At 59.7% G+C, this 3,217-nt stretch carries 3 protein-coding genes and 1 pseudogene; all 4 read left to right on the top strand.

Annotated elements, in window-relative coordinates; all coding sequences use genetic code 11:
* The coding region (locus tag PSF67_RS21860) for a DUF3363 domain-containing protein (RefSeq protein WP_000308584.1) at positions 1 to 680 on the top strand (680 nt) is incomplete at its 5' end.
* A gap of 216 nt (positions 681 to 896) precedes the next feature.
* The gene (gene floR / locus PSF67_RS21865) at positions 897 to 2,111 is read left to right on the top strand and encodes a chloramphenicol/florfenicol efflux MFS transporter FloR (RefSeq protein WP_000214119.1); all 1,215 of its coding nucleotides are present in this window, start codon (positions 897 to 899) and stop codon (positions 2,109 to 2,111) included.
* 27 nt (positions 2,112 to 2,138) lie between these two features.
* Positions 2,139 to 2,444 (top strand): LysR family transcriptional regulator, encoded by a 306-nt coding sequence (locus PSF67_RS21870; RefSeq protein ID WP_001255015.1) that lies wholly within the window; start codon positions 2,139 to 2,141, stop codon positions 2,442 to 2,444.
* A gap of 111 nt (positions 2,445 to 2,555) precedes the next feature.
* Positions 2,556 to 3,217: pseudogene (locus PSF67_RS21875) on the top strand (IS91-like element ISCR2 family transposase); the annotation flags it as partial.

Here is a 3,217-nt window from a genome sequence, read left to right on the forward strand (position 1 = left end):
GCCGCGTTCCAGGCGGCGACTATGAGGGCTATGTCGATGCCCATGTGCGCCGGCTGGAGGCGCTACGCCGGGCCGGTATCGTCGAGCGGATCGACGCCGACCAATGGCGCATCCCCGATGATCTGGTCAGCCGTGCCGCCGCCCATGACGCCGGCCGAGACAGTCAGGCCAGCGTTCGCGTCCTTTCCCCGGTCGATCTGAACAAACAGATCGGATCGGACGGCGCGACCTGGCTGGACCGGCGGCTGATCCACGGCGAGACGGCCGACCTTGCGCCAACCGGCTTCGGGCAACAAGTCCGCGAAGCCATGGACCAGCGCCGCGAGCACCATATCGAACAGGGCGACGCCACCCGCAGCCGGGACAGCCGCGTCTTCTACCGGCGCAACCTTCTCGCCATCCTGCGGGAGCGCGAGGTAGCCGGCGTCGGATCGGATATGGCTTTGAGTAAGGGCCTGCCGTTCCGCGCCGCCACGGACGGCGAGAGCGTCAGCGGCAAGTTTACCGGAACCGTGCATCTATCGAGCGGCAAGTTCGCCGTGGTCGAGAAATCCCATGAGTTCACCCTTGTCCCGTGGCGGCCGATCATCGACCGCCAACTCGGCCGCGAGGTTATGGGCATCGTGCAGGGCGGGTCGGTGTCGTGGCAGTTAGGGCGGCAGAGGGGGCTGGAACGCTGAGTGCGCCCATGCCGCATTGCGAAGCAAAAGATAATCGGATAAAATGTAGCAATTCATATTCGTAAGCGTGGAGTAATCAGATGGGAAATTCCAAGTCAGCAGACAAGTAAGCCGCAACAACCAGTATTGTTGTTGCGGCGCTCTGTAAGGCTAGTCTCATCTGATTGCTGACGAGCAGACGTCGCCCGGTATTCCTTAATCGAGGGTTGATTCGTCATGACCACCACACGCCCCGCGTGGGCCTATACGCTGCCGGCAGCACTGCTGCTGATGGCTCCTTTCGACATCCTCGCTTCACTGGCGATGGATATTTATCTCCCTGTCGTTCCAGCGATGCCCGGCATCCTGAACACGACGCCCGCTATGATCCAACTCACGTTGAGCCTCTATATGGTGATGCTCGGCGTGGGCCAGGTGATTTTTGGTCCGCTCTCAGACAGAATCGGGCGACGGCCAATTCTACTTGCGGGCGCAACGGCTTTCGTCATTGCGTCTCTGGGAGCAGCTTGGTCTTCAACTGCACCGGCCTTTGTCGCTTTCCGTCTACTTCAAGCAGTGGGCGCGTCGGCCATGCTGGTGGCGACGTTCGCGACGGTTCGCGACGTTTATGCCAACCGTCCTGAGGGTGTCGTCATCTACGGCCTTTTCAGTTCGATGCTGGCGTTCGTGCCTGCGCTCGGCCCTATCGCCGGAGCATTGATCGGCGAGTTCTTGGGATGGCAGGCGATATTCATTACTTTGGCTATACTGGCGATGCTCGCACTCCTAAATGCGGGTTTCAGGTGGCACGAAACCCGCCCTCTGGATCAAGTCAAGACGCGCCGATCTGTCTTGCCGATCTTCGCGAGTCCGGCTTTTTGGGTTTACACTGTCGGCTTTAGCGCCGGTATGGGCACCTTCTTCGTCTTCTTCTCGACGGCTCCCCGTGTGCTCATAGGCCAAGCGGAATATTCCGAGATCGGATTCAGCTTTGCCTTCGCCACTGTCGCGCTTGTAATGATCGTGACAACCCGTTTCGCGAAGTCCTTTGTCGCCAGATGGGGCATCGCAGGATGCGTGGCGCGTGGGATGGCGTTGCTTGTTTGCGGAGCGGTCCTGTTGGGGATCGGCGAACTTTACGGCTCGCCGTCATTCCTCACCTTCATCCTACCGATGTGGGTTGTCGCGGTCGGTATTGTCTTCACGGTGTCCGTTACCGCGAACGGCGCTTTGGCAGAGTTCGACGACATCGCGGGATCAGCGGTCGCGTTCTACTTCTGCGTTCAAAGCCTGATAGTCAGCATTGTCGGGACATTGGCGGTGGCACTTTTAAACGGTGACACAGCGTGGCCCGTGATCTGTTACGCCACGGCGATGGCGGTACTGGTTTCGTTGGGGCTGGTGCTCCTTCGGCTCCGTGGGGCTGCCACCGAGAAGTCGCCAGTCGTCTAACCGACGACTGGTAGCAGGCCCGCTCCGATGCGGCGCACTAACCATCGAAACCTCGTGAATGTCGGTATCCTGTCTGGCAGGATACCGCTCATTTCCCTTGTTCAGTTCATCGCCGTCGCCGAGCATCTGAATTTTCGGCATGCGGCCAAGGCACTTGGTATCAGCCAGTCGAGCGTCAGCGCGCGTGTGAAAGCGCTGGAGGATAACCTTGGTGTCCTGCTATTTGAGCGCCATGCGCGGGGCGTTCGGCTAACAGACGCAGGCAGGCACTTCATGGAGCGTGTCACGGCGGGTGTCGATCAACTCGATCACGCAGTGAAGACCGCGGAGTGACGGGCACTGGCTGGCAATGTCTAGCAACGGCAGGCATTTCGGCTGAGGGTAAAAGAACTTTCCGCTAAGCGATAGACTGTATGTAAACACAGTATTGCAAGGACGCGGAACATGCCTCATGTGGCGGCCAGGACGGCCAGCCGGGATCGGGATACTGGTCGTTACCAGAGCCACCGACCCGAGCAAACCCTTCTCTATCAGATCGTTGACGAGTATTACCCGGCATTCGCTGCGCTTATGGCAGAGCAGGGAAAGGAATTGCCGGGCTATGTGCAACGGGAATTTGAAGAATTTCTCCAATGCGGGCGGCTGGAGCATGGCTTTCTACGGGTTCGCTGCGAGTCTTGCCACGCCGAGCACCTGGTCGCTTTCAGCTGTAAGCGTCGCGGTTTCTGCCCGAGCTGTGGGGCGCGGCGGATGGCCGAAAGTGCCGCCTTGCTGGTTGATGAAGTACTGCCTGAACAACCCATGCGTCAGTGGGTGTTGAGCTTCCCGTTTCAGCTGCGTTTCCTGTTTGCCAGCCGGCCCGAGATCATGGGGTGGGTGCTGGGCATCGTTTACCGCGTCATTGCCACGCACCTGGTCAAGAAAGCGGGCCATACCCACCAAGTGGCCAAGACGGGCGCGGTCACCCTGATCCAGCGTTTTGGATCGGCGCTCAATCTGAATGTTCACTTCCACATGCTGTTTCTCGACGGTGTGTATGTCGAGCAATCCCACGGCTCAGCGCGTTTCCGCTGGGTCAAGGCGCCGACCAGCCCAGAGCTCACCCA

Origin of the sequence: Providencia sp. PROV076 (assembly GCF_028483405.1) — a bacterium.
Taxonomy (GTDB): domain Bacteria; phylum Pseudomonadota; class Gammaproteobacteria; order Enterobacterales; family Enterobacteriaceae; genus Providencia; species Providencia huaxiensis.

Bases quoted from the DNA above. Each gene is read 5' to 3' on its own strand.
- floR (WP_000214119.1), top strand. From the start codon at position 897: ATGACCACCACACGCCCCGCGTGGGCCTATACGCTGCCGGCAGCACTG.
- PSF67_RS21870 (WP_001255015.1), top strand. From the start codon at position 2,139: ATGCGGCGCACTAACCATCGAAACCTCGTGAATGTCGGTATCCTGTCT.